Genomic DNA, 22,320 nt, shown 5'->3' with positions numbered 1-22,320 from the left:
TTTTGTAAGCGAAACTGCTGATCAGGGATTTAGAAGCCAATGCTAGCTTCCCGCTCGCATACTCGCGCCTGAGAAAAGACAGGTCAGTCGCGCTGTTATCGAAGTACTTTGGCCCAGTCACGTCGGATCAGTGCTTCGCAGGATCGTATTCTGGCTGCGAAGTAGTGTTGCGAAACAATCCTCATGCTCCTCTACGTGGAGTAGGAGATGGTCACACCATCTGGATCAAGCAGACCCTACCAGCCCCGGTCAACAGCACATGCCCCACAACCACATCATGAGCCGATACCAGGAACAGTAAACCTCACCATCACCATCACCATCACCTGCCGCTACGCGAGCAAGTCGATAAGCGATACTTGGCATAGCGACAAAATGACCAGTCCAACATCACATCGTCATTGACCAACGACACACCGCGTCGTCAAGGCCGGACACGGAGGTACTGCTGTCGATCTCTTAGACTTGGAGCGCGATGCGCTGGCCCACGCTGTACCTGAGGGATGCTTGGCGGAGAACGGTTGGAAGGTGGGTCGCCGGGGTTCTTAGTCGATGCTATGAACAGTCGTCGAGTGTTCAAGAACGACTTCACCATGGCATTGGGCAAGGTTTTAGCGCAGCAAAAGACTTAATTCTAATTCGGAGGAAGCATGGGTATTTCGTACTACCTTGCATGTTTGGAGACGCGGCAATACGTCTGGGTAGGCAAGCTTGCCCCGCACGGGGTAGTGCCGGCGGCGGATGCCGACGGCTCCATCGCCATGTTCGCGCTGGAGAATCGGAACAAGCCGTTAATCGTCGTGAGCGAAAGCCATCCGATCCTCGAAGAGGGCGTAGAGTGGTCGCCGCCGATAACGCCGGGGCAACAATGACCAATTCACGCCAATCGAATCTCCAGACACTCGCCGCGCTACCTGTGATAGCGCACATCATCGATGGGCAGCTTGAAGCCCTGAAGAGCAGTACATCGCTCTCCAGCAAACACAAGACCAGCCCGGTTCGATGGATGACAGGACAGTTGAGCATGTGCTGAAAGGGGAAAACATGGGGCGCCGACAGCACTATTCTGCGGGGCCCCTCGCTTGCTTTTGGATAACACCAAACACTGCCACCGAGATACCTTAAGACGCGGAGGCTAGGCGCTGGCACTTACCCGCCGAACCTGGATAGCATGGCCAACGCTCACCTTGCGGCGGGGCTTGGCGTTGCCCACGACAATCGCGGATCCGTCGGCTTTGGTTTCAACGAGGTAGCTGCCCTGCACCTTCATGACGGTATGCCCGGCTGCGAGCGCTCGCAGATAGGCCGCGCGAGTCGCATCTGCGGCGACTGCTGGAATCTCGTCTTCAAGATTCCGAATCTCGCGTTCGGTAAGGCGCTTTTTTCTTGGCATACGTTTCTCCCGAGAGGAAGCTGGGCGTATCGGTGCCGCTCTAGGGCAATGCTACCCGCCGCTCACCAGATTCCGGTAGAACCGACCATCACATCTTCATTCCACCAACAGCTCGAACGGTCAAGAATCGACTGGGTCCGAGAACAGCAACGCCACAAGGTATAGTGTTTGAGATATTCGGCGACATTGGCCAAGGTGTTCTCGCTGGAACTCATGAACTTCAGGGCATCGAAGGGAGCCACCTTTGAGCGCATGTTCATCGACCCACAGCCAAGATCGAGGCGAATGTTCATGGTTGTCTAGCAGGCTGATTCGCCAGCTCGTCAACTCTGTGCCCACCGGTTGCAGATCCAGCCATGGATCTGCTGCGCACGGGGCATTGACTCCCCATGCGAGCGTAACCTTGTTTAAGGTAGAGAACGATGTCCACTATTTGCTACATCCGGCACGCGGCCTGTATGACCTGCTCGTGATCCAAGTACTGTTATCGGCTGAGTCGGATCTGGAGCGGCACTGAAAGGGAGGATGAGGTCGACCGGAATTTCATGAGCGCGCCGTAATAGCGACCTTGCCCTCCAGACCTGATGTGTGCAGGCAAACCATGTCACGGCATCGACGTGAGGTGTCCGCGGGTGGGACGGTTTCCGATCAACAGGCCCCACAGCTCATACAACCAGATACATCAAAAAAATTACGATGGGCAGGTCTACTCGGCTGGCTCACCAGGCGGGTGCTTAAGTTTCAAGGACAGCACACCCTCGACACGCTCAAGGATCAACTCATCCCCCACGATCCATCCCAGCCTATCCAGCAACTCGGAAGGCAGCTCGATGATGGCCTCACCACTACCGTCTCCGGGGTCTTGGCAGACCACTCGCCAGCTGTTGAGGTCACCCATGGTCATGTCCTCGTCACGTGATTACATCGCAGGCAATCGAGCAGTGGTCCCGGCCAAGCCGCGTGAGTCCAAGCTGAGCCGGCCTGCTCTATGACTTACGGAATCGGCCGCTCATGAGTAGCGGTACTCTTGCGGCGAAAAGCGTCCCTGGGGACCAAACAACAGCGTGGCAGTGAACTTTTCCAAATAAGCCACCGCTTCCTCTGGTGCGTGCTGCGTGAAATACGCCCGTTGCGCTGCGGGCAGTATGGCGCGGTGCGCCAGACAGGCCTTCACCATTTCTGCCAGCACAGAACCGCGAACGTCGTAACGCGCATCCACAGTGTCTAGGACCGTGCGATAGCAGGAGTGGTAGGCCGATTGATGATCGACCTGCCGTTGGCCATCACGACTCATCCCTGACTTCCCGCCTGCCAGGAGGCCAGAAACTGCAGCACTCGTTCAACCTGGCCCTGACTGACCAGTTGCTCCGCGGTCTGCTGTTCGAAGGTCGGTAAAGGCTCGAGGCGAAACCAAGTGATCGCCCGCTCGACGGCGACTCCGCTCTCGGCTACGGCCAAGATCACCCGCAGGACATCCGCGATAAAACGTTGTGTCGCTTCGGCATCGGATGCGCTGGCCGCATTTGGTTGGCTGCGACGATAGGCCGCGACCTGACCGGCAAACACGGCAGGGCTGAGGCCAAAGATCTCGGCATAGTGCTCAACCGAATAGGGCGCCCCGTTCGCGGGACACAGACAGTCGATAAGCTCAGCGGCCGACAGCACCTCTGGCCGGAGTGCTCCCTGGTTCATGGCTCATTCCTCCTGCCACGTCTCGCTCACAGCATGCCCGCAAACCTGCAAGGGGCAAAGCTCCCATTCGCTAGCCCGGGCCATTACGGTCTCCTTTTCCACGGAGTCGGCCAAAAGCTGCCGCTCGTATGCCCACTCTCGCCATGAGGGATAAATATTAACCCCTCAGGTCGCGACCAAATTTCCTAGCTCACCAATTCCTGAAGAAAGTCCGTGAGCGCCTTCTTGGGGTCATCCTCCTCCGAGACGATCATCTCAATTCCCCATTGACCCAATACTTCCCGTGCCACAGGGTTTGGTCGATTCATGAAGACGTAGGACTTCGGTCTGGCAGATGGCAGAACCGAGCGCCCCCACATTTCAGTCAAGCGATAAAACAGGAGTCGAATGTTGATATCCGAAATGCTGTATCCGATGAAGAGAACGGAATTTCCCAAGACGTCGTTGCTGAGCTTGATGTCCAGCGGAGAGTCATAATTCAATCGCTGAAAGTAACTGGTTTCATCAAGTACGATTGATGCCTCGTCATCGAAATCTCCATGGAATTTCACAATCTGACGCCGACCCTCAGTAGCAGATACGAGGTCGGCAACGCTTGCAATCTTGTCGTATGGCACCTCGTACTTGTCGTGGGCCATTTCCAGCCATCGATCGTAGTTGGTAGTGTAGATCCGCGAGAATCGTCCAAGAGCAATCAAACGATGAATCTCGGATGCAGCGATATCTGTACTGGACTTGTGCCATTCGCGGTCCATCCAACTCCGAAGCGGCCCCAAACTACCTTTTTTCCTCTTGTAGTACTCCGCAAGCGCTAGCGGCGTTCCATAAGTGGAGAAGATCTTTGGGTCATAGCCCAAGTCCTGAGCAATGCGCGCGATTAGTTCACCCCAAGTAGGCAGGCTAAGATTGGCAGACACCCCAGCACCTACAAAAAGCATCAGCTTGCCGGTTTGATATGCACGTAGTAACTCAGCGTTCATCTTATGCCCCCACAAGTTTTGAGATATTCGGCGAACTGGTCGAGTGCTTTGCGGCGCATTGAGATAGCGTCCTTAGCCGATCCCATCTCAGCGAAAGTTTGGGTGTGCCCGTTCGGGACGAAAACACAGTCCCATTGAAAGTCCGTTGGACCGGCCGGTACGAGTGGCACAGTTCCTTCGATGGAGCCTTCGAAAAGACGAATCTCGCGCCCATCACAATACCCGAGCACCGTCTTTGCGATTACTGCGGCATCTTTGAGACCAGCTACAAGCTTAACGAATCGATCTGCCTCCAGCTTATCCCAGAAAATCTGGGTTAAACCTGCTGGAAGCCCATTGAGACCGCTCAAGTAGAGTCCTGTGTGCTCGACGAAAAGAGGACGACCTATAGCCTCGAATGCCTTGGTCAACTTGTCCCGCACCAAGCGGTCAACATCCTCGGTCTGCAGCTCTTCAATTTTGCGCGACACCGATACGACTTCTACCCCAACAGGGGCAAGAATTCGCTGCACCTCAGTGACCTTGTGCTGATTTCCGGACATGAATCGAATTTTCAATCTAGACCCTCTATGAATGAATACCGTTTGGCGACGTCGAACTGCTCGTAAATATCACTAGCGGAGAGTCCCTCAATCATCGCCGTCGTATGATCATCCGCTAGGCCTCGCTGATGAATCGCCGGGTTGTCCGAGCAAATTACAAAGGGGACTTGGTGACGCCGAAACTCCAGCAGAGGATGGGCCTCGTCGACAGGAACAGCTCCGGTGAGCCGGTTGCTAATTGGGCATACTTCGACGCAGATATCCTGCTTTGCCAAGAGGTCTAGCAAATGAGGATCCTTGCTGGCTGCTGTTCCATGGCCAATACGATCTGCGCCAAACAATTCCACGGCTGCTCGAACGTTGTCCACGCGACCGGTTTCGCCTGCATGTATGGTGATCCCGAGTCCGAACCGATCTTTCGCCTTCCGAAACAGTGACGGTAATTCAGCTGGATGCGCAATTTCCTCGTCACCTGCCAGATCAAGCCCCACCACTTCATCCGGTTCACCGAGGTTTTGATACGCTTGCAGAAGTGCAGACAAACCAACCGAGCTGTAATCGCCGCGCGTCACCGTGAGGATCAAGCCGAGACGCATGCCGAAGAGGTCCGACGCGGCTCTGGACGATTCTATGAGGCGTTCCAGGGCTTGTGTGGGTGAGCAATTTTGCAGAGTAGCAAGGTACAAAACGCTGCTTCGGAGCTCCACAAAGCGCACATTGTTCTCCGCGAGACTCGTGACGACTGCAAGGGAAAGACGATCCAGGTTTTCGCGTTTTTTAGGAAAGAGCCGCAACACTTGCCAAGGGGTCAGGTATGACGCCAGTGACTGACACGGCGTGTGCCGCAACAGATCCCGCTCAATTAGAAAGCCAGACGGCAGCTCTGTTAATTCGTCCGCAAGAATGTCTTGAATGGTCGATACCGGGATCGCTCCGTTCATGTGCACATGAAGCTCTCCGCGATACAGCTTACTAAATTCTGCAGTAAAGCTCTGGCGCACCACCTCGTGCTCTATCTCTTCGCTCTGCGTTTTTGATAGGTCAACCTGCCACTGATTCAATCGCTATCCTTAGTCGCTAGCCACGAGCCAAGTTTTCACACCCCTTGACCGTCTGCGTTTTTACGACAATCCGAAAACCACCCTATGTACCTGCTGGTCAGGTAGTTCGTCCACATTTCTGACTTAGTACTTCCTCATTGCTATGGCTCGAGGGGTGACGGTTGGCCCGTACAGGGATCGGTGGCTGCCGGACTCGGTAGCATAAGCTGCTGTTCGTGACAGGCTGCTTCTAGCCGATTCTGTTGAAAAAGTAGCTGCTTCCCCATGCCGTCGGCAGAATTGCTCTGTCAGCGAGTGTGGGGGCGAACAGCATGATGGGACAGTTACCGAGAGGGCAGCAGCGCCTGTTCTACTCGTTCAATCTGGAAGATCACGTCCCAACCCAACACCTCCTGCGCAGCATCGACCAGTGTCTGGATCTCAGTGATCTGCGCGCCTCTACCTGGCGGATTTCTATAGCCCCATCGGGCGCCCCTCGATTGATCCGGAATTGATGGTGCGCATGCTGGTCGTCGGCTACTGCTATGGCATCCGTTCCGAGCGGAGATTGTGCGAAGAGGTACATCTAAACCTGGCCTATCGCTGGTTCTGCCGGCTGGGTCTGGAAGACGAAGTACCCAATCACTCGACCTTTTCGAAGAATCGCCACGGCCGTTTCCGTGACAGCGATCTGTTCCGCTGGTTGTTCAATGAGGTGCTGCGGCGCTGCATGGCGGCCGGCCTGGTAAAGGGGGAAGGTTTCGCCGTCGACGCCAGCATCATCAAGGCTGATGCCAGCCGGCAAACGCCGAAAGGCAACTTGAAGTAGCTTGCAGCCACTTCAACTACAGGCACACCCAACCGTCTGGCTGCCGCTGACCCTACTTTTTCAACAGAATCAGCCAAAAGCGGACGTCAAGAGTAGCGAAACCCACTGCCGGCAGTGCATTGTGCCCAGTCCCCCGGGCTCCACCCTGCTCCTAATGAACGACTTGTAATCCAAACGCATTCCTTGTGGGCATTGTCCGGTAATTAACATCAAAGTAGCATCAGGCCAGCCTACAGAAACCGATCTCAATGGATATGGTGCATGCACGATACGATCAATACGGACACTCGCCCCTCCCGCAGCGAGAGAAACATATCGCCTTTCTTAGCCAAGGCTGGGATACCTCGCACAGGTGAAGATCGGCTTCCGGGATATTACTGCGAGCAACAGAAAATGTGGGTGGTCGACACAGAGCAAGGCACACAGCCCATTATCAATGAGCAGGCGCTCTCGCAGTTGCTGACCAAGACGCGAGCGCACGAAGAGGAAGATGACGATTCCTACCTTGCGCTTGAACTGATGACCAAGACCCATCAGCAAATCGAGAGTGACGATGACACCCGGCCCACGGGGTACAGCAACCTCTTACAGCTAGTGACCAAAACTGAATCGGTTCAAGAGGTTGATGACAATTACTCAGCAAGCCAACTGCTGGAGCTGGTCACCAAGACCAAGGTTCAACAGGAAGCAGACGATGACGGCTTCCAGTCCTTTGGGTTTCATTGCTGACCAGGACGGATCAAGTTAGGGAAAACGAATGCTGTTATTAGTCACAAATCGCCGCGACATCACGGTCGATTACGTCGTGGCCGAGCTGAAGCGCCGGCAGACTTCCTTCTTCCGTCTGAACACCGAAGAGCTATCGACGGCCCGCTGCACAATGACTGCATTTCCCAGAAACGCCTGGTCACTGTCCTTCGAGGGACCAGTGCTTCAGGGATCCGATGTCAAAGCGGCATATTTCCGACGTCCAGCCCCCCCTACTGGCAACGTCAGCATCACCGATAACGGCGAACGGGAGTACGCGGAAGCAGAATGGGGCGCCTTCCTGAAGAGCTTGTATGCACGCCTGGAAGGTCTTTGGCTCAACGCGCCGATGGATATTTTCGCGGCTGAAGACAAGCCAAGGCAGTTGATGCTCGCGAGCGAGATTGGCTTCAACGTACCGCAAGCAGTGATCACGAACGATATCGCCTCGGTACGTGAGGTAGTCCAGGCAGGGCCTGCTATCGGAAAGCCACTTAGGCAAGCGCTGATCAACGGCGAGCAGGAGCGGGTGATTTTTACCACTCGACTGGAGGATCTTCGCGACAGCGACGAAGACGCCATTTCGCTGGCCCCCTTCATTGCCCAGACCGAGATCAAAAAGCAGTACGACGTCCGAGTGACAGTCGTAGGAAGCCAACTTTTCGCAACCGCGATCAGGTCGCAGGAGTACGAAGAAACCACGGTGGATTGGCGCCAGGGTAGCCGGTCAGATCTTAAGCATGAGCGCATTGAGCTTCCTAGCGAAGTTGAGGAGCAATGCACTGTGCTCATGAAGCACCTGAACCTACGTTATGGGGCGATCGACCTAGTGTGCGACCAACAGGGCAAACTGTGGTTCTTGGAGATCAACCCGAATGGACAATGGGCCTGGATCGAGAACCTCACCGGGTACCCAATTGCCGCCGCGATCGTTGATGAGCTTGAGGACATCGCCCGATGCCAAAGCTAATCCCAGCATGGCTGTGGCCCCGCTTGACGCCTTCATCACCAGAGGATGAATCCCGACAGCAGAAGTGGCTTCGAAGTGAGCAAGAAAAGGTCGATCAAGGATCTTGGGCAGATAAAAGTGATGTTGCGCTGGAGGAGGCACGTAGGCTCTTTGACGCTGAGCATGAGCGCCGCCGAGGGGCAGACTCCAAAGCCGGCCTTTATCTCGCAGCAATTACCGCGCTGATCCCTATCCTAGCCACAATCCTTCCTGGACTCTGGAATGATCAGATCAGCAGAACCCTGAGAGGCACCCTGCTTGGGATCTTCATCTGCGCACTGCTCTATCTGATGCGTGCCGGGTTGTGGGCCTTGCAGACCATCAAGACCACGCCTGCGGCACAGTTAGGTGCAGGCGATATCGCTGAAAGCTTCAGCTCCGATAAGCCTGAAGAGAAGCTTGTGAAGCAGCTGCTGAGTGCCGTGATTTACAACTTCACTGGTACGAACCAGAAAATCAGCTGCATAAAGATGACGCACGAGTTTTTGCTGCGAGCCTTCTTTTGCTTCGTGGCCTTTCTGGCCATTCAGGCAGTTTGGCCTGCGGCAGCTTGGGCGATTGGTCGGATTCATAACGAGATCATCACCCCGCTAATGAGCTGTTTCCCTTAGGCCCCGCGCCCCTAGAACGCTTGGCTCACCTTGCTCACGTCGTGACAGCATTATCTAGAGCTCCACTTACACGGAGCTCTTTGTATGAACGACCTCACGATTTGCCTGGACTGCGGTCTGCCTTTTGGACCAGTGGAATGGAGCGCGGACCTCTCCGGCATCGGTGATGACTGCTCCAACTGGGCAACCTTCGTAGACGATGAGGTGTGCCAATGCGCCGTCGAGGATCACGATGATTGACTCTTTGGCCAAGCCTCCCCCTGACCTGCAGGCCGTGAGCGATCAGAAGCCTCAACCGGCTTGCTCGATAATCGTGTTGGCCTTGAGCTCGGCCATATCAATCTATTCGCCCTGGAGAGCCCCATGACATTTCGCGTCGAAACCCTCTTCGATCAGACCCATACCTGCTCCACGGGTCATGATGATCCTGATCACATCACCGACCGCGACCTGCGCACCTGGACTTGTTCGCCCCCCTTCGCGACGTCTTCCAGTGCCGTCAGATGGCCTACCTCGATGCGCAGGCGATCGGCGTGCAACTGGTGACCCTGCGCAGCGAATCCGTGCGTGGCAACTTTGTGTTCCCCGGGCCGGATAGCCGGGGCCACCATCCGCCGCAAACTGGCGGCGCTGGCCAGCCTGTTTGATCACCTGCTGGAATCTAACGCGGGAGCCGGCGGCAACCCGGTACACGGGTTACGCTTATCTCGAATCCGACGCCGAGCGGGGGCCTGGGCCGGGTCCATTATTTCGCTCGCTACGCGGCCGTGACCTGTCCGGTACCGGGATCAGTGCGAACGGGATCTACCTGCTGGTGGCCCACTGGGCCAAGGTCGCGGGGATCCAGACGAGGGCTTGGGGGTGCACGGACTGCGCACCACGGCGGCAATCAACGCCCTGAAACACGATGCAGATATCGCCAAAGTTCAGGCCTGACTGGGTCATGCCAACATCAGCACGACCCGCCTATACGATCGCAGGGGCTGCGGCCAAGGATTCGCCTACCTACAAAGTGAAGTATTGAGGCTGTGCTCATAGCCGCTATACCGCATCAGGAACTTTGCCTAGACGAGGATCGGCGACCGTCAGGCCTCGGATGAAGTAGGCCCTGAACGCAGGCTTTCCGTCCTCGGGATGGACCATATCGGCGTGCAGCAGCCCGATCGAATAGAGTTCCGACAAGCCGGCTCGAACGTCCGCCCGTCGAACTCCCGTGTGCTCCACGATTTGCTCGTAGGTCAGAGCAGTCCAGTCAAATTTGTTGCTCCGGCGCGCAATCAAAATCACATAGATCTTCAAAGCGGCCAAGCGTATTGCACCACGATTCCCCAACTCTTTAAGGCGAAGACGGAGGAGGTCGAAGGGAAGCTTCGCCCAGTAATTGTCGCCCACCTCATTCACCGTATAGCGGTGCGCGTGATCGCCAGCGATCGTAAGGATCTGCATGTCCGCAAGCATTCGAAGTCCCTTCGAGATCATGGGCCGCGAAAGGCCGGTGAGCAGCTCAAAATCGTTATAGGACACAGCAGCCGTGCGGGTGTGGAAATCGGCCTGCAGCGAAACCGCGAGTAAGCACTTCAGCGCAGCAATGCTTGTTCCCGCTTGTCCGCCGGCCTTGAATGCCCCCAGATCGCAACCAGTGGTCCGCGTCCATCCGGTTGGGAGCTTGCTGAATCGGTAGGCCATATCAGTCCTTCTTCGAGCCGGTGAGATGACGTACAACCTGGTAGATCACCACCAGGGCAACAATAGAAACGCAAGACACCAAGACAGCCGGATCGGCATGGGAAAGGGTACTTGCAAGTTTGGAAATGGAATCCATGGGTAGGCCCTCATTGGCTGAATGTGTGTCCATTCCACCCTACACCACAGATGTTAATCTAGAATAGGTGCCAGCCCTTTCTATGCTCGTGATCTCTGTAAGCCTTGTTGTGAAAGGGCTATACGAGCTAATCGGGAAAAAATGAAAATCCCAAGTTGGTTAACGAGATGGGGAAAAGTACCCATTTTTGGTAAATGGCAAAGATGGTGAAAATTCCTCTTAGTAAATGGGAAGCACCTAAAAACTCCTAGCGCTCTAAAAATCTTGGCTAGGGACGGCCCGATCAGGCGCCACTGACGCCCATGCACAAGGTCGGCACGTCCACTGGCTTTTGGGAGAAAGCGCGTAGGCGCTTCGTCAGTGCCGGCGTCGACTGACCGTGGACATTCGCACTGGCAACCAAGAAGACGAACAGCAGCGCTGGCAGCACCTGGCACCAGAACACGAACACGAACACGAACACGAACACGAACACGAACACGAACAGAATGAGGGCCTGGGGATGCACGGACTGCGCGCCACGGCGGCGATCAGCGCCTTGGAACCATGCAGATATCGCCAAAGTACGCATTCAATCGGGGGCAGCATCAAGATGCAATACGCGATGGTTTGAAGGCTCTCAAGCTTCGCTTCTGCGATGATGAATACGTCCAAGGATTTGAAAAGGTCGGCGCCGTAGCCTACGCACAGTTTCTGGGAGCCGATGATGAAAAGGAGTTGATGAGGGAGAACGATAGAACTGCAGTAACGGCTTCGCTGAAGCTGTGAGTACGCGGCTCGGGCCGCACGGGCCCTCAAGTAGCGATACATTCGAATCGCACCTAACATGGCACTAAAGTCATGAGATTATCTACCGCCAGACAAGGAGGGTCGAAGTGCATCTTGTGCGTGTTCGCGTCCGGAACTTCAGAGGCATCGCCTATGGCGAGGTCAACCTCGATGGACACACTGCTTTCATCGGTGACTGCGAAATTGCATCTAACTTGACCAGTCAATTGCATCCATGTTGACCACTGTTTGCATCCGACTTGACCTGTCACGCCGAAGAGGCGACCGGCAGAGAACGGCCATTTGCGGACATTGAGTCATGGCAGCCGCCCACTTCGAATGACGGGCATCGCTACCTCCTATGATCCGCCCCATGAGGCCGCACATGCCGAGCAAGGCAAGCGCATCCCGTCAGCCCAACGGCTTCAATGAATCTCTGGACGGCTGACGCGAACGTATGTCCGCTATGGGGCGAGTAGCTGCCTCTCGGCAGCGGCAGCAATCGGCTGCGGACATCGCGCCCCCCCCTCAAACCAACGATCTTGTCGGTAGCTTGAGGCTTGCGAACAATGCGATGGCGACCAGTACCGCCATCAGCTCGAGCATTACCGACGCTCCTTGCCCACTCAGCACAAACGCTACCGCAAATGGCCCGGCGGCCTGCGCCAGAAGCATTGGTCGTGCTAAAACGCCCATTCTCGCCCCGTAGCCCTCGGCGCCGAAAAGTACCAGCGGCAGTGTCCCTCTCGCGATAGTCAGAATTCCAACGCCCGCCCCATAGAGCGCAGCAGCGACGAATGCCAGCCAGGGCGTTCCTGGGATGAGTAGGCAGATACCGAGCAGGCTTATCAGCACGCCAGCACGAGCAGACCAGGTCGGATGGAGATGTCGCGCAAGGGAGAACTCCAACACCCTCGCCACCACTTGGGCCGGGCCGATAACCATGCCGATTGCCAGCACTGTTACGGTCGGAATCCCAAGCTGCTGCAATGACGCCAGTAGGTGAACCGAAAGGCTTGCCATAACGAATGCAATGACCGTCAGCAGGCCAGCCACCAACCAGAAGAGCCGCCGAGTAGATCGATCCTCAGCGAGGGCGGTCTGCCTCTGCTTAGGCACCTCTCTCACAGCGTTGACGGGCTTGGGGACTGCCAGCCAATGGATCGGCAGGCCGATCACTGCATGTACTGCTGCGAGCACCCAGCAGGTCTCCCGCCACCCGCACCAGGATTCAAGTGCAGCCATGGCGGGCCACCCGGCAGTGCTCGCGAACCCGCCAATTAGGGTGAGTCCCGTGATCGCCCCACGAGCTCGCTCTCCCAGAAGCGTACCTAGTGTGGCGAAGGCCGAATCGTACAAACCAGTGGCCATCCCCAACCCAAGAATCGACCAGGCCAAGTAGTAAACCCACAAACTGCTTGCCGTGGACATCACCAAGAGACCCACGCTCAGCATCAACGAACTGAAGGCGAGTACGACACGCCCTCCGTGCCGATCAAGCAGGCGGCCAGCAACAGGCGAGCAGAGCCCTGCTACTAACATCCCCCAGGACAGACCACCGACAACGGCCGATAGAGACCAACCAGTGTCCCGTGCAATTGGGCTCGCCAGCACTGCCGGCAGGTAGAAGGTGGAACCCCACGCGAAGATCTGCGTTATGCCGAGTGCGGACACCAACCGCAGACGATTAGGGGCGGCTGGAACGTGTGATTCGAGCTGAGTCACGGTACCCTGCACGCATAGTTGTTAGTAGCAACCAAGCTAGACTACCGTGGCCTTTCTGGCCAATCGGAGGCGGCAATAGCTTGACCGCTGTATCCTCTCGGAATATTGTTGCAGGTAACAACCAATTGGAAATGACATGCCGAACAAGCGTACCGACGACCTGAGCCAGGATGCCGAAGCCCTGTATGAAGCGCTGAACCAACTGGTGCGGGTCTACCAGTTCAGAGACCGCGACCGTATTTGCTGCTACGACGTTTCAGTGACTCAGTGCTACGCCGTTGAGACCTTGGTGAAGCAGGGGCCGCTCCGCCTCCAGGCACTCGCTGAGGAGATGTTCCTGGACAAGAGCACTGCGAGCCGGGTGGTCGATACCCTCGAGCGCAAGGGCTACGTGTCGCGCGTTGAAGATCCAGAAGACCGCCGTGCAGTACGAGTTCAAGCTACTGAAGCCGGCGCAGATTTGTACGAACGCATTCGAGCCGACCTGATCGCCGAAGAGAAGGAAATGATCAGCGGCATGCCAGCCGAGGTTCGCCAGGGTGCGCTGACTTTACTGCGTCAGCTCACTCGAGCTGCCGAGATTCGTTGTGGCCTTGTCAGTGAATGCTGCCCAGGCCAGACCAAGGACAAGTGAGGGGGTAGCTCCCCCCTTTTTTAACTATATTGTTGTCACTACCAATCAAAAGGAAAGCACGATGCTAGTCCGCCTCGCAAAGCTCAGTGATAGCCAAGCCATCACCGATATCTACAACCAAGGCATCGAAGATCGCAGCTCCACATTCGAGACCCAGCCGCGCACCGTCGAGGACATGCAGCCCAAGGTAGCCGATATGTCGCGCTACCCGGTTCTCGTGGTCGAGCTCGATGGCGAGGTGGTTGCCTGGGCGAACTTGAGCAGCTATCGCGCGCGCTCCTGCTATGACGGTATCGCTGATTTCTCGATCTACCTGCGCCGGGATGCGCGAGGTCGTGGTATCGGGAAAGTACTCTTGAATGCTCTGTTGGCGGAGGCAGAAGCACGCGGATTCTGGAAAGTCCTTTCTCGGATTTTCACCTTCAACGAGGCTAGCCTCGCGCTCTGCCGCTCCTGCGGGTTCAGACAGGTTGGCGTCTACGAGAAACACGCTTGCCTGGAAGGCCGCTGGCTGGACTGCGCCATCGTCGAGCGGGTCATCTCTTCGAATCAACCTGTCTCTGGAGAATCAGCATGAGCCTGACTGACCTTCCCGTTGTCGTTATTGGCGCCGGCCCAGTTGGACTGGCCGCTGCTGCCCACCTCCTGGCTCGTGATCTGAATCCGCTAGTCATTGAGGCAGGAAATCAGGCTGGAGCAAGCATCAGCCAGTGGGGGCACGTCAGCATGTTTTCGCCCTGGGAATACAACGTGGACAAGGAGGCGGCCAAGCTTCTGGCCGCGACTGGCTGGGAAGCTCCGCGTCCTGACACATATCCCACCGGGCGCGAGCTGTTGGATCGCTATCTCCTTCCGCTCGCTGCTCTTCCGGTGATCCGGGAGCGGACACGTCTGAATACTCGCGTCCTCGCGGTGACCAAGTCGGGGGCTGATGCGCTGAAAACCAAGGGTCGTACTGCTTCACCGTTCCTGGTGCGCATTGCTGGCCCCAATGGTGAGCAGGACATCCTCGCTCGCGCCGTGATCGATGCCTCCGGTACCTATGAAACTCCGAACTGGATGGGCGCCTCGGGTATTCCCGCATTGGGCGAGCTGGAAGCAAGCTCGCATATTGCCTATGGCATTCCCGATGTAACCGGCGGTGCACGTGAGCGCTATGAGAGCCGCCGTGTACTGGTCGTGGGTGGCGGCCACTCCGCCTTCAATGCCTTGCAGGATCTGGTTGGACTGCCCGGCACCAAGGTGTTCTGGGGCATCCGTGGACACTCTCTGGAGAGAATTCTGGGCGGTGGTGCCAACGATAAGCTCGCCGAGCGCGGCAACCTGGGCCTTCGCATCCGAGCGTTGCTCGAACAGGAAAAGATCACTCTGTTCCAAGGCATATCGATCAACCGGGTTGATACCACTGGCCAAGGACTCGTCGTCCACAGCAATGGCGAAACACTGCCGGAAGTCGACGAAATCATCGTAGCCACGGGCTTCCGGCCCAACCTTCAGCTGCTGGGCGAGCTAAGGCTGGCAATTGATCCTGCCACTCAAAGCCCAACCCAACTGGCCCCGCTGATTGATCCGAACGAGCACAGCTGCGGGACGGTTCGCCCACATGGCATCGATGAACTCTCTCATCCTGACGAGGGGATTTTTATTGTCGGAATGAAGAGCTACGGGCGGGCCCCTACCTTCCTAATGCTAACGGGCTACGAGCAAGTTCGCTCTGTAGCGGCAGGGCTCGCGGGCGACTGGGAAGCTGCTCGGCGTGTCGAGCTCGAACTACCCGAAACGGGAGTCTGCAGCCTTCAGTTCGAAGAGCAGGAGCAGTCGTCGAGTTGCTGTGCACCCGCAGCACCGGCGCAGGCCAGTTGCTGTGGTACGCAAGAGTCTCCCGCTGCAGTTGTGGCCCAGAAATCGACCTGCTGCACACCAACGAGTCGCTCATAAGAACTCGTTTCCCATCGACGCTTCGCCGACGTGCCCTTGATCAAAGCCGGCGAAGCGAAGCTGGCATATAACAACCACAAGCCTTGGTGCTCTTTGACTTTTTATCAGTCGTCATTGGAGAACCAGCATGCATCTCATCCAGATATACGATCCCGCCTTGTGCTGTAGCACCGGCGTTTGCGGGGTTGAAGTGGATCAGTCCCTTGTCACCTTCGCGAGTGATGTCGAGTGGGCAATCCGGCAAGGCGCCAATGTTCAGCGTTTCAATCTGGCGCATGAGCCTCAGGCCTTTGCTGAGCAATCCGCTGTTCGCGACTTCTTGCAGCGTTCCGGCCAAGGCAGCCTGCCTTTGACCCTGGTGGATGGCGAAATCGTTATGGCAGGCCGCTATCCGTCACGCACCGAGCTGGCTCACTGGGCCGCCGTTCAAGCCTCACCCTCTACGGACTCGGAGAGCAACGGATGCTGCTCTTCCGGTCGTTGCTGCTGATAGGAGGATTCCATGCAATTTCTTCAATCCCCACCCCGCTTCCTCTTTTTCACTGGTAAGGGTGGCGTGGGCAAGACTTCTATCGCCTGCGCTGCTGCCGTCCAACTGGCCGGCGAGAACAAGCGCGTCCTATTGGTCAGCACTGATCCGGCGTCCAATGTGGGCCAAGTATTCAGTACGGAAATCGGCAACAAGGTCACCGAGATCCGGGAAGTCGCCCGACTGGCTGCGCTGGAAATCGATCCCCAGCAGGCTGCTCAGGCATACCGCGACAAAATTGTCGGGCCAGTGAAAGGTGTGCTGCCCGAAGACGTGGTGAAAGGTATCGAGGAGCAACTTTCCGGGGCCTGCACCACCGAGATCGCGGCCTTCGATGAGTTCACCTCACTGCTCACCGATGACGCGCTGATCGCTGAATTCGACCACATCATTTTTGATACTGCGCCAACTGGCCACACCATCCGCCTCCTGCAGCTTCCTGGAGCCTGGAGCGGCTTTTTAGAGAGCGGTAAGGGCGACGCCTCGTGCCTCGGGCCACTCGCCGGGCTGGAAAAGCATCGCGCCCAGTACAAAGCGGCTGTAGCAGCGCTGGCTGATCCCGTACGTACTCGCCTGATACTCGTTGCACGAGCCCAAAATGCTGCGCTTCGCGAAGTTGCGCGCACCCATGAGGAGCTTGCCGATATCGGCTTGAAGCAGCAGTACCTGGTGGTGAATGGCGTGTTGCCGGCCGCCGCTGCAGAAGGCGACGAGCTTGCCGCCGCCATCTACCAGCGGGAGCAACAGGTTCTAGCGAAAATACCGGAGGTACTTCGTAGCCTTCCGCTCGATCAGGTGGCACTCAAACCCTTCAACCTGGTGGGGCTCGATGCACTGAAGCACCTGTTCCTTGATGTGGCCATTGGGCCAGTCACGGAGACCGAAACGAACACCGAGCTGCACCTACCGAAGCTGTCGCCTCTCGTTGATGAAATCGCCGCCGAAGGGCACGGTCTGATCATGCTGATGGGCAAAGGCGGTGTAGGAAAGACCACCATGGCCGCAGCGGTGGCAGTCGACCTGGCCCGCCGAGGCCTTCCGGTACACCTCACGACTTCCGACCCGGCGGCGCATCTCGCGGAGACGCTCGAAGGCGTCATGGAGAATCTCACGGTCAGCAGAATCGATCCTCAGGCGGAGACCGAGCGATACCGGCAGCACGTACTCAAGACAAAAGGCGCCAGTCTCGATGCGGAAGGCCGTGCCCTACTGGAGGAAGACTTGCGGTCGCCCTGCACCGAAGAGATCGCCGTGTTCCAGGCCTTTTCCAGAGTCATCCGGGAAGCTGGCAAGAAGTTCGTCGTGATGGATACCGCCCCTACAGGACATACCTTGCTTCTTCTGGACGCCACAGGGGCCTATCACCGCGAGATTGTCCGCCAGATGGGCGACACGAAGGTGGGCTACACCACTCCCATGATGCAGTTGCAGGATCCGAAGCAGACCAAAGTGCTCCTGGTAACGCTTGCCGAAACCACCCCCGTTCTGGAGGCGGCCAACCTGCAGGACGATTTGCGCCGCGCAGGAATCGAGCCATGGGCTTGGGTGATCAACAACAGCGTCGCGGCAGCAGCGCCAAGATCCGCATTGCTGCTCAGAAGAGCAGAGAATGAGCGCCGCGAGATCAATGCGGTTGCTACCAAGCACTCTTCCCGCTACGCGGTTGTCCCGCTGCTGAAAGATGAACCTGTCGGCATAGATCGTCTGCAATCGCTGGTCGGAAACTGCTAAAGGCTGCGCCGAGCACCACCAAGGCTGAGAGGCTTCTGGGGTGCTCGGCATTTCCTTCGAATGAGTAAGCGCGTGGACAACGTCTCGGAAAAGCAGAGACACCCGCAAGGCACGTCGGTGTCAGCTATGCCGCCAGACCTTCACCGAGGAAATCAGCAGAATAGCGGCGAGCAGGGGTAGCAGGTATGTAGTGGAAATCAGCCCAAGTAACTGCCCACCGATGAAGGTTCCAATGATCGAGCCAGCGGCCATGATCAGGATGAACGTCCGCTGTGTTCTGACCACCGAAAAGCTCTGGTTGCGGCTGTAGCGGGTGAATCCCACGATCATGGTGGGCAGGCTCACCGCCAGTGAAAGGCTACCGGCAAGCTTTATGTCGGCGCCAAACAAAAGAACGATGGTCGGAATGAGTAGTTCGCCACCTGCGACTCCCATCAGCGCTGCTACGACGCCGATCCCGAAACCGACGACCACACCGACCATAATCAACGCTGCGCCATGAAACAGTGGCTCACCCGTCGCGTTTGCGTCATGGCCAAACAGCAACGCAATGGCGATTCCTACCAGCAGCACTGCCAGCACTCTGTAAAGAGTCTGGCTCTTGAGCTTGGTTGCCCACCCCGCCCCATACCAAGCTCCAGCAAGGCTTCCGGCAAGGAGTGTGACAATGATGTCCCAACGTTCGAGGACGTCCGCATAGGGGACGCTCATTGCACGAAACGGCAAAGCCGTCGCGACGACGATGAGACTCATCGCCTTGTTAAGGATAACTGCCTCAAGAGCCCCAAAACCGAAAAGGCCAATCAGCAGAGGAAGTCGAAACTCTGCGCCACCTAAGCCTATGAGCCCTCCTAAAGCACCAATCAAGGAGCCAGCGGAGAAGACTGCGACATTGTTCTTTTCTTTTTCGGCGCTCATACGGCTCCTGCCTCGTTTCGCATCATCGGATTGCGCGCCGTCGTGCCAGGTCTCCTAAAGGGGCGGCTCGGCGGCCATGCAAGCTATTCCGATGGCAACCTAATGTCTAGGCTCCACAACAGCGCATGGGCTCATGCGACGGATTCGAGCGAAAAGGCAGCGTGAAGGCATGCAGATTCAACGCGCCCGGTACTTTGTCAGTTACACCCGCCCCCACCAATCACCGCACACCGTGCTCCGGGCGTCGGCCCAAACAGCTCATGACAGAACTGTCACTTGAAGTTTATGCGAAAAAACGTATATTCGAAAAACCATATACATCCGGACATCCCGAGATGACTGACAAGATCCGCGTCCTGTTTGTTTGTACCGCCAACGCCGCTCGCTCCCAACTTGCCGAAGCGCTGCTTCGGCACACCGACAGTGAGCACTTCGAGGCCTTCAGCGCTGGAACTCAGCCTGGCGTGATCGACCCGAGAACCTATGCCGCCCTCGATCATCTCTCCATTGATACCAGCGGCCTGCGCAGCAAATCCATCGAAGAGTTCGCGGGTGAACGCTTCGACTATGTCATCACCCTTTGCGACAAAGCCGCTCAGGAATGCCAAACCCTTCCAGGGACTGGCGAGGCATTGGCGTGGAACTTTGAAGATCCGGTGACCAGCAACCGCCACGACGCCTTCCGTCACACGCTTCACGAGATTCACGAGCGCATCAAGATGTTCGTCCTTGTGAAGACCAAACACTGAGAACCGCCATGACTGACTCCCTGACTCCGACCCAGGTTTTCAAATGCCTGGCTGACGAAAACCGCATCCGGATGATGCTGTTGATCGCTCGCGAGGAAGAGCTCTGCGTCTGCGAACTGACCTGTGCCCTGGATGAAAGCCAACCGAAGGTGTCTCGCCACCTGGCTCAGCTGCGTACCTGTGGGCTACTGGAAGACCGCCGGCAAGGCCAGTGGGTGTACTACCGACTGCATCCAAAACTGCCCGCCTGGGTACGCGAGATTCTCGTAACGACGCTTGAGGCCAACCGCCAGTGGTTGAGCACGAGCTCCAAGCGACTGGACACCATGGGCGACCGCCCCGAGCGCGTTGCTGCCTGCTGCTGAAGACTGCCGAGAAGATCCGATGAAAGTTCTGTTCCTCTGCACCGCCAATAGCTGCCGAAGCATCTTGTCTGAGGCTGTCTTCAATCACTTGGCCCCAGCCGGCATGAAGGCATACAGCGCCGGTAGCCAACCCAAGGGGGAAGTGAATCCGCTGTCCATCACAGCCCTGCAGCGCGCCGGTATCGCCACTAATGGCCTGAGCAGCAAGTCCACCGATTCACATGCCGACCTGGCACCGGACTTTGTCATCACCGTTTGCGACAAGGCAGCCGGCGAGGCGTGCCCCGTGTTCTTCGGGCCCGCTGTGAAGGCCCATTGGGGACTTGCCGACCCGTCCGATCTGCAGGGTAGCGAGGAAGAGATGGATGCTGCCTTCGATGACACGCTCGGGCACATCAAACGACGCATTTCTGCGCTTCTCGCACTGCCCTTTGAACAACTCGATGCCGCCCAGCTCAAGGCAGAACTGGCACGCATCGGCACTCTCTGAAGCTACGGAGACCCATCATGAGCAAGAGTCGTCTTACTTTCCTGGATCGCTACCTGACGATCTGGATCTTTCTCGCCATGGGGCTTGGTATAGCGCTCGGTAGTTTCTTCCAGGGGCTGCCGGCTTGGCTGAACGGCCTGTCAGTAGGCTCGACCAATATCCCCATCGCCATTGGCCTGATCGTCATGATGTATCCGCCATTGGCGAAGGTGAAATACGAGGAGCTGCCGCAAGTCTTCAAGGACAAACGCATCCTCGCCTTGTCACTGATTCAGAACTGGGTGATCGGCCCGGTACTGATGTTCGTGTTGGCCGTGGTGTTCCTCTCCGATAAGCCTGAGTACATGACGGGGCTGATCCTCATAGGCTTGGCGCGCTGCATCGCCATGGTGCTGGTGTGGAACCAGATCGCGGGCGGTAATAACCAGTACGTTGCGGGCCTGGTCGCCTTCAACAGCATCTTCCAGATTTTGTTCTTCAGCGTGTACGCCTGGATCTTCCTGGGCGTGTTGCCGCCCCTGTTCGGGCTGGAAGGCAGCGTCATTGAAACGAGCTTCGTCGATATCGCGCAGTCAGTACTGATCTACCTGGGCGTTCCGTTCCTGGCCGGCTTCCTGACCCGCAAAATCCTGATCAACCGCAAGGGTGCAGCCTGGTACCAAGATCGCTTCATTCCGAAGATCAGCCCGCTGACGCTGGTAGCTCTGCTGCTGACCATCGTTGCGATGTTCAGCCTCAAGGGCGACATGGTGCTGCAGCTGCCGCTGGACGTACTGCGTATCGCCATCCCGCTGACCATCTATTTCGTGGTGATGTTCTTCATCAGCTTCTGGATGGGCAAGCTGCTGGAGGCCGACTACCCACGTACCACCGCGCTGGCATTCACCGCCGCGAGCAACAACTTCGAACTCGCCATTGCCGTGGCCATCGCCACCTTCGGCCTAGCCTCCCCCGTCGCCTTTGCGACCGTGATCGGGCCGCTGGTTGAAGTACCTGTACTGATCTCTCTGGTCGGCGTTGCCTGGTGGCTCAAGCGTCGCTGGTTCGATCAAGCCTCTGGCGCCCTTTCCCAGGAGTGAAATCATGACCAATGACCATATCCCCAATATCGACAGCGAACTGATCGATCTGCCGTCCCCGGACAAACTGGCTATCGAACAGAAATCGACTCACAAACCGCGCATCCTCCTGCTGTACGGATCGACTCGCGAACGCTCCTTCAGCCGTTTGCTCACCGAGGAGGCCGCTCGCTTGCTAGAGCACTTCGGAGCCGAGACGCGGATTTTCAATCCGTCAGGTCTGCCCCTTCCGGATGACGTGTCCGATGACCATCCCATGGTCAAAGAACTGCGTGACCTGGTGCTCTGGTCGGAAGGCATGGTCTGGTGCTCGCCGGAGCGCCACGGCGCCATGACAGGCGTGTTCAAGTCGCAGATCGACTGGATTCCGCTGAGCATGGGCGCCGTGCGCCCCACTCAGGGTAAGACCCTGGCGGTAATGCAGGTCTGCGGCGGTTCGCAGTCGTTCAACGCCGTTAACCAGATGCGCGTGCTCGGCCGCTGGATGCGCATGTTCACTATCCCCAACCAGTCCTCCGTGCCCAAGGCCTACCTGGAATTCGACGAGGCAGGTCGCATGAAGCCTTCTCCGTTCTACGACCGAGTCGTCGACGTGATGGAGGAACTGGTGAAGTTCACCCTGCTACTGCGTGATCGCGCCGACTACCTGGTCGACCGCTACTCCGAGCGCAAGGAGTCGGCGGAAGAGCTATCCAAACGTGTCAATCAACGATCCATCTGAGGCTTTCT

At 57.2% G+C, this 22,320-nt stretch carries 29 protein-coding genes and 2 pseudogenes; 18 read left to right on the top strand and 13 right to left on the bottom strand.

Annotation, left to right across the window (positions count from 1 at the left end; genetic code table 11):
* Window positions 1–650: 650 nt before the first annotated feature.
* Entirely contained in the window at window positions 651–872 is a 222-nt protein-coding gene (locus tag LT948_RS32355; protein ID WP_003109817.1) for a hypothetical protein, read from the top strand.
* Between the two features lie 263 nt (window positions 873–1,135).
* Here LT948_RS32355 and LT948_RS32350 read toward each other — a convergent pair whose 3' ends face one another.
* The 8 genes from LT948_RS32350 to LT948_RS32315 form a co-directional block, all read right to left on the bottom strand.
* Window positions 1,136–1,393: a hypothetical protein gene (locus tag LT948_RS32350; RefSeq protein ID WP_003109818.1), complete on the bottom strand. Its 258-nt coding sequence runs from the start codon at window positions 1,391–1,393 to the stop codon at window positions 1,136–1,138.
* A 62-nt stretch (window positions 1,394–1,455) separates the two neighbouring features.
* The gene (locus tag LT948_RS32345) at window positions 1,456–1,686 is read right to left on the bottom strand and encodes a hypothetical protein (RefSeq protein WP_153274562.1); all 231 of its coding nucleotides are present in this window, start codon (window positions 1,684–1,686) and stop codon (window positions 1,456–1,458) included.
* 413 nt (window positions 1,687–2,099) lie between these two features.
* Window positions 2,100–2,291: a hypothetical protein gene (locus tag LT948_RS32340; RefSeq protein ID WP_003109819.1), complete on the bottom strand. Its 192-nt coding sequence runs from the start codon at window positions 2,289–2,291 to the stop codon at window positions 2,100–2,102.
* Window positions 2,292–2,402: 111 nt separating this feature from the next.
* Complete coding sequence (locus LT948_RS32335; RefSeq protein ID WP_003109820.1) at window positions 2,403–2,687, bottom strand: hypothetical protein; 285 nt, start codon at window positions 2,685–2,687, stop codon at window positions 2,403–2,405.
* On the bottom strand, window positions 2,684–3,085 hold the full coding sequence (locus tag LT948_RS32330) for a hypothetical protein (RefSeq protein WP_003109821.1): 402 nt from the start codon (window positions 3,083–3,085) through the stop codon (window positions 2,684–2,686). The genes LT948_RS32335 and LT948_RS32330 overlap by 4 nt, the downstream gene beginning before the upstream one ends.
* A gap of 185 nt (window positions 3,086–3,270) precedes the next feature.
* Window positions 3,271–4,065: an SIR2 family protein gene (locus LT948_RS32325; RefSeq protein WP_003118060.1), complete on the bottom strand. Its 795-nt coding sequence runs from the start codon at window positions 4,063–4,065 to the stop codon at window positions 3,271–3,273.
* Entirely contained in the window at window positions 4,062–4,622 is a 561-nt protein-coding gene (locus LT948_RS32320; RefSeq protein WP_025986878.1) for a non-canonical purine NTP pyrophosphatase, read from the bottom strand. The genes LT948_RS32325 and LT948_RS32320 overlap by 4 nt, the downstream gene beginning before the upstream one ends.
* A complete protein-coding gene (locus tag LT948_RS32315; RefSeq protein WP_003109824.1) occupies window positions 4,619–5,668 on the bottom strand; it encodes an adenosine deaminase family protein in 1,050 nt (349 codons plus the stop codon). The genes LT948_RS32320 and LT948_RS32315 overlap by 4 nt, the downstream gene beginning before the upstream one ends.
* Window positions 5,669–5,979: 311 nt before the next feature.
* On the opposite strand from LT948_RS32315, the pseudogene LT948_RS32310 reads away from it, so the two are divergent.
* From LT948_RS32310 to LT948_RS32280, 7 genes and pseudogenes are all read left to right on the top strand, one after another.
* Window positions 5,980–6,452, top strand: a pseudogene (locus LT948_RS32310) (transposase); the annotation flags it as partial.
* A 285-nt stretch (window positions 6,453–6,737) separates the two neighbouring features.
* Window positions 6,738–7,205, top strand: coding sequence for a hypothetical protein (locus LT948_RS32305; RefSeq protein WP_019396500.1), 468 nt, complete (start codon window positions 6,738–6,740; stop codon window positions 7,203–7,205).
* Between the two features lie 28 nt (window positions 7,206–7,233).
* Window positions 7,234–8,193, top strand: a complete 960-nt coding sequence (locus LT948_RS32300) for a hypothetical protein (RefSeq protein ID WP_003109827.1) — start codon at window positions 7,234–7,236, stop codon at window positions 8,191–8,193.
* Window positions 8,181–8,843, top strand: coding sequence for a hypothetical protein (locus tag LT948_RS32295; protein WP_003109828.1), 663 nt, complete (start codon window positions 8,181–8,183; stop codon window positions 8,841–8,843). Before LT948_RS32300 ends, LT948_RS32295 begins: the two co-directional genes overlap by 13 nt.
* Before the next feature lie 84 nt (window positions 8,844–8,927).
* The gene (locus tag LT948_RS32290) at window positions 8,928–9,083 is read left to right on the top strand and encodes a hypothetical protein (RefSeq protein WP_003109829.1); all 156 of its coding nucleotides are present in this window, start codon (window positions 8,928–8,930) and stop codon (window positions 9,081–9,083) included.
* Between the two features lie 263 nt (window positions 9,084–9,346).
* Window positions 9,347–9,490 (top strand): hypothetical protein, encoded by a 144-nt coding sequence (locus LT948_RS32285; protein WP_003109831.1) that lies wholly within the window; start codon window positions 9,347–9,349, stop codon window positions 9,488–9,490.
* Window positions 9,438–9,867: pseudogene (locus LT948_RS32280) on the top strand (tyrosine-type recombinase/integrase); the annotation flags it as partial. The gene LT948_RS32285 and the pseudogene LT948_RS32280, both read left to right, overlap by 53 nt.
* A gap of 17 nt (window positions 9,868–9,884) precedes the next feature.
* Here the strand turns inward: LT948_RS32280 and LT948_RS32275 are convergent.
* The 4 genes from LT948_RS32275 to LT948_RS32265 form a co-directional block, all read right to left on the bottom strand.
* On the bottom strand, window positions 9,885–10,529 hold the full coding sequence (locus tag LT948_RS32275; protein WP_003109833.1) for a hypothetical protein: 645 nt from the start codon (window positions 10,527–10,529) through the stop codon (window positions 9,885–9,887).
* Window position 10,530: 1 nt separating this feature from the next.
* Window positions 10,531–10,665, bottom strand: coding sequence for a hypothetical protein (locus LT948_RS33235; RefSeq protein ID WP_023082484.1), 135 nt, complete (start codon window positions 10,663–10,665; stop codon window positions 10,531–10,533).
* Between the two features lie 283 nt (window positions 10,666–10,948).
* Window positions 10,949–11,173 (bottom strand): hypothetical protein, encoded by a 225-nt coding sequence (locus tag LT948_RS32270; protein WP_172628433.1) that lies wholly within the window; start codon window positions 11,171–11,173, stop codon window positions 10,949–10,951.
* 788 nt (window positions 11,174–11,961) lie between these two features.
* Window positions 11,962–13,158 (bottom strand): MFS transporter, encoded by a 1,197-nt coding sequence (locus LT948_RS32265; protein WP_020750916.1) that lies wholly within the window; start codon window positions 13,156–13,158, stop codon window positions 11,962–11,964.
* 136 nt (window positions 13,159–13,294) lie between these two features.
* Here LT948_RS32265 and LT948_RS32260 point away from each other — a divergent pair, with 136 nt between their 5' ends.
* From LT948_RS32260 to arsA, 5 genes are all read left to right on the top strand, one after another.
* On the top strand, window positions 13,295–13,792 hold the full coding sequence (locus LT948_RS32260; protein WP_003109836.1) for a MarR family winged helix-turn-helix transcriptional regulator: 498 nt from the start codon (window positions 13,295–13,297) through the stop codon (window positions 13,790–13,792).
* A gap of 61 nt (window positions 13,793–13,853) precedes the next feature.
* The gene (locus LT948_RS32255) at window positions 13,854–14,369 is read left to right on the top strand and encodes an arsinothricin resistance N-acetyltransferase ArsN1 family A (RefSeq protein WP_003109837.1); all 516 of its coding nucleotides are present in this window, start codon (window positions 13,854–13,856) and stop codon (window positions 14,367–14,369) included.
* Window positions 14,366–15,730, top strand: a complete 1,365-nt coding sequence (locus LT948_RS32250) for an FAD-dependent oxidoreductase (protein WP_003109838.1) — start codon at window positions 14,366–14,368, stop codon at window positions 15,728–15,730. Before LT948_RS32255 ends, LT948_RS32250 begins: the two co-directional genes overlap by 4 nt.
* A gap of 127 nt (window positions 15,731–15,857) precedes the next feature.
* Window positions 15,858–16,220, top strand: coding sequence for an arsenite efflux transporter metallochaperone ArsD (arsD, locus tag LT948_RS32245; RefSeq protein ID WP_003109839.1), 363 nt, complete (start codon window positions 15,858–15,860; stop codon window positions 16,218–16,220).
* A gap of 12 nt (window positions 16,221–16,232) precedes the next feature.
* The gene (arsA, locus tag LT948_RS32240) at window positions 16,233–17,990 is read left to right on the top strand and encodes an arsenical pump-driving ATPase (RefSeq protein WP_003109840.1); all 1,758 of its coding nucleotides are present in this window, start codon (window positions 16,233–16,235) and stop codon (window positions 17,988–17,990) included.
* Window positions 17,991–18,110: 120 nt separating this feature from the next.
* Here arsA and LT948_RS32235 read toward each other — a convergent pair whose 3' ends face one another.
* Entirely contained in the window at window positions 18,111–18,908 is a 798-nt protein-coding gene (locus LT948_RS32235; protein WP_003109841.1) for a sulfite exporter TauE/SafE family protein, read from the bottom strand.
* A 335-nt stretch (window positions 18,909–19,243) separates the two neighbouring features.
* On the opposite strand from LT948_RS32235, the gene LT948_RS32230 reads away from it, so the two are divergent.
* Genes LT948_RS32230 through arsH form a run of 5 tightly spaced genes read left to right on the top strand, consistent with a single transcriptional unit; the run spans window position 19,244 to window position 22,312 of the window.
* Window positions 19,244–19,657, top strand: a complete 414-nt coding sequence (locus tag LT948_RS32230) for an arsenate reductase ArsC (RefSeq protein ID WP_003109842.1) — start codon at window positions 19,244–19,246, stop codon at window positions 19,655–19,657.
* Between the two features lie 8 nt (window positions 19,658–19,665).
* Complete coding sequence (locus tag LT948_RS32225; protein ID WP_003109843.1) at window positions 19,666–20,022, top strand: metalloregulator ArsR/SmtB family transcription factor; 357 nt, start codon at window positions 19,666–19,668, stop codon at window positions 20,020–20,022.
* Window positions 20,023–20,041: 19 nt separating this feature from the next.
* Window positions 20,042–20,512: an arsenate reductase ArsC gene (locus LT948_RS32220; protein WP_003109844.1), complete on the top strand. Its 471-nt coding sequence runs from the start codon at window positions 20,042–20,044 to the stop codon at window positions 20,510–20,512.
* A gap of 17 nt (window positions 20,513–20,529) precedes the next feature.
* Window positions 20,530–21,591 carry an ACR3 family arsenite efflux transporter gene (gene arsB / locus LT948_RS32215; protein WP_003109845.1) on the top strand — a complete coding sequence of 354 codons (1,062 nt, stop codon included), beginning with the start codon at window positions 20,530–20,532 and terminating at the stop codon, window positions 21,589–21,591.
* A gap of 4 nt (window positions 21,592–21,595) precedes the next feature.
* Window positions 21,596–22,312, top strand: a complete 717-nt coding sequence (arsH, locus tag LT948_RS32210; RefSeq protein ID WP_003109846.1) for an arsenical resistance protein ArsH — start codon at window positions 21,596–21,598, stop codon at window positions 22,310–22,312.
* Window positions 22,313–22,320: the final 8 nt, after the last annotated feature.

It is taken from the genome of Pseudomonas sp. CP-1 (genome assembly GCF_021213715.1).
Classification (GTDB): Bacteria; Pseudomonadota; Gammaproteobacteria; order Pseudomonadales; family Pseudomonadaceae; genus Pseudomonas; species Pseudomonas aeruginosa.
Note: the sequence above shows the minus strand (reverse complement) of the source record. Positions and strands in the feature narration are given on the sequence as shown.